Source organism: Serratia sp. TSO36 (assembly GCF_057808395.1).
The window spans coordinates 1-2,440 of sequence record NZ_JBJZOU010000031.1 but is presented as its reverse complement, the minus strand read 5'-3'; the positions used below and the strand labels follow the sequence as shown (position 1 = coordinate 2,440).

Genomic DNA, 2,440 nt, shown 5'->3' with positions numbered 1-2,440 from the left:
GTAAGCGTACACCGTGTACCGTCTGGTGATTTTCTGACACATTCGACAAAGTGGTTCCCACCAAATAGTAGTGGGAACCAAAATGTCAGATATGCAGAAAAATGTTGTCGCCGGCAGGCGAAAAGGCTGCCCCAATTACCCTCCTGAATTTAAACAACGCCTGGTGGCCGCCTCCTGTGAACCCGGCATATCCATCTCCAAACTGGCACTGGAGAATGGTATAAACGCCAATCTGCTGTTTAAATGGCGCCAACACTGGCGGCAGGGAAAGCTCCAGTTACCAGCATCACCCGGAGTGGATGTACCCCAGCTACTTCCGATAACGCTGGATGCTGAAACCGAACCGGCCAATCAACCGTCCGCGGCACCTCATCAGTCGGAAGCCTTCAATCTGTCCTGCGAGATAGCCTTCCGGCACGGGACTCTCCGCCTTGATGGCGCCATCAGCGAACAACTGCTGACAAGGTTGATACAGGAGCTCAAACGATGATCTCATTGCCGACCGGCACAAAAATCTGGCTGGTCGCCGGCATCACCGACATGAGAAACGGCTTCAACGGCCTGGCGGCAAAGGTGCAGATGGCGCTGAAAGACGATCCGATGTCCGGCCACGTCTTTATCTTCCGGGGGCGCAGCGGCTGCCAGGTCAAACTGCTCTGGTCCACAGGGGATGGTCTGTGCCTGCTGACAAAACGGTTGGAGCAAGGTCGCTTCGCCTGGCCCTCAGCCCGTGATGGAAAGGTGTTCCTGACGCCGGCGCAACTCGCGATGCTGATGGAGGGCATCGACTGGCGGCATCCTAAACGTCGGCTTAACTCACTGACCATGTTGTAAAAAGGCATTAACCAGGTAACATGCCTGGGTATGGAAAATACACTCCCCGACGATATCGAACAGTTAAAACGCCTTCTTGCTGAGCAGGAGGCGCTAAACCGTGCTCTGCAGGCAAAGCTTGAAGAGCGCGAGCGGGAAATCGACAGGCTGCTGGCGCAACTGGATAAGCTTCGGCGAATGAACTTCGGCAGCCAGTCCGAAAAAATAAGTCGTCGCATCGCGCAGACAGAGGCCGAGTTGAAGGCGCTCCAACAGGAGAGCGACGCCATCACCGGCCGGGTAGATGACCCGGAGGTTCCGCGGCCACTTCGCCAGACCCGCACCCGCAAACCGTTCCCCGAATCACTCCCCCGTGATGAAAATCGCATCCTGCCGGTAGAAGCCTGGTGCCCTGACTGTGGCGGTTCGCTGAGTTACCTGGGCGAAGATGCCGCCGAACAGCTGGAGCTGATGCGCAGCGCCTTCCGGGTTATCCGCACGGTGCGTGAAAAGCACGCCTGTACAAAATGTGACGTTATCGTACAGGCCCCGGCCCCTTCGCGTCCCATCGAACGGGGTATCGCAGGCCCGGGGCTGCTGGCGCGCGTGTTGACCTCAAAGTATGCAGAGCACACTCCACTGTACCGCCAGTCGGAAATCTATGCCCGGCAAGGTGTGGAGCTTAGCCGTTCGGTACTGTCTGGCTGGGTGGATGCCTGTTGTCGTCTGCTGTCACCACTGGAAGAAGCCCTTCAGCACTATGTGCTGACCGATGGCAAGCTCCATGCCGATGATACGCCGGTGCCGGTGTTGCTGCCGGGCAATAAAAAGACGAAGACAGGCCGCCTGTGGACGTATGTTCGAGACGATCGCAATGCCGGGTCAACGCAAGCCCCGGCGGTGTGGTTCGCCTACTCACCGGACAGAAAGGGCATCCATCCTCAGACGCACCTTGCCAGCTTCAGCGGAGTGCTACAGGCAGATGCTTACGCCGGGTTCAACGAGTTGTATCGCACTGGCGATATAATGGAAGCGGCCTGTTGGGCTCATGCCCGCCGCAAAATCCATGATGTCCACGTCCGCACGCCATCGGCCCTGACGAAAGAAACCCTGAAGCGGATCGGCGAACTGTACGCCATCGAGGCAGATATAAGGGGAATGCCGGCGGAGCGGCGCCTTGCCGAACGTCAGCTGAAAACAAAACCGCTGCTGAAATCCCTGGAAAGCTGGCTGCGGGAAAAGATGAAAACCCTGTCGCGACACTCAGAACTGGCAAAAGCGTTCGCGTATGTGCTGAACCAGTGGTCGGCCCTGGCGTATTATGCAGATAACGGCTGGGCTGAAGCAGATAACAACATTGCTGAAAATGCCCTTAGGATGGTCAGTCTGGGTCGTAAAAACTTCCTGTTCTTCGGCTCTGACCATGGTGGTGAGCGCGGCGCGTTGCTGTACTCGCTGATCGGAACGTGCAAACTGAATGGGGTAGATCCAGAGCGCTACTTCCAGCATGTACTTGATGTCATCGCAGACTGGCCGGTCAACAGGGTCAGCGAACTACTACCATGGCGTGTCACCCTGTTGGCCGAATGACACGCATTCGTCAATACGGTTCCCGCTGTACGCTTAC

At 57.0% G+C, this 2,440-nt stretch carries 3 protein-coding genes; all 3 read left to right on the top strand.

From position 1 onward, the window contains the following. Positions 1-82: 82 nt before the first annotated feature. Genes tnpA through tnpC form a run of 3 tightly spaced genes read left to right on the top strand, consistent with a single transcriptional unit; the run spans position 83 to position 2,403 of the window. On the top strand, positions 83-490 hold the full coding sequence (tnpA, locus tag ACK3CV_RS25275; RefSeq protein WP_164142107.1) for an IS66-like element accessory protein TnpA: 408 nt from the start codon (positions 83-85) through the stop codon (positions 488-490). Continuing rightward, the gene (gene tnpB / locus ACK3CV_RS25270) at positions 487-834 is read left to right on the top strand and encodes an IS66 family insertion sequence element accessory protein TnpB (protein ID WP_164142108.1); all 348 of its coding nucleotides are present in this window, start codon (positions 487-489) and stop codon (positions 832-834) included. Before tnpA ends, tnpB begins: the two co-directional genes overlap by 4 nt. Positions 835-864: 30 nt before the next feature. Then, positions 865-2,403, top strand: coding sequence for an IS66 family transposase (tnpC, locus tag ACK3CV_RS25265; protein ID WP_164142110.1), 1,539 nt, complete (start codon positions 865-867; stop codon positions 2,401-2,403). The last annotated feature ends 37 nt before the right edge of the window (positions 2,404-2,440 follow it).

Coding starts and splice junctions, on each gene's coding strand:
- tnpB (WP_164142108.1), top strand. CDS start 487: ATGATCTCATTGCCGACCGGCACAAAAATCTGGCTGGTCGCCGGCATC.
- tnpA (WP_164142107.1), top strand. CDS start 83: ATGTCAGATATGCAGAAAAATGTTGTCGCCGGCAGGCGAAAAGGCTGC.
- tnpC (WP_164142110.1), top strand. CDS start 865: ATGGAAAATACACTCCCCGACGATATCGAACAGTTAAAACGCCTTCTT.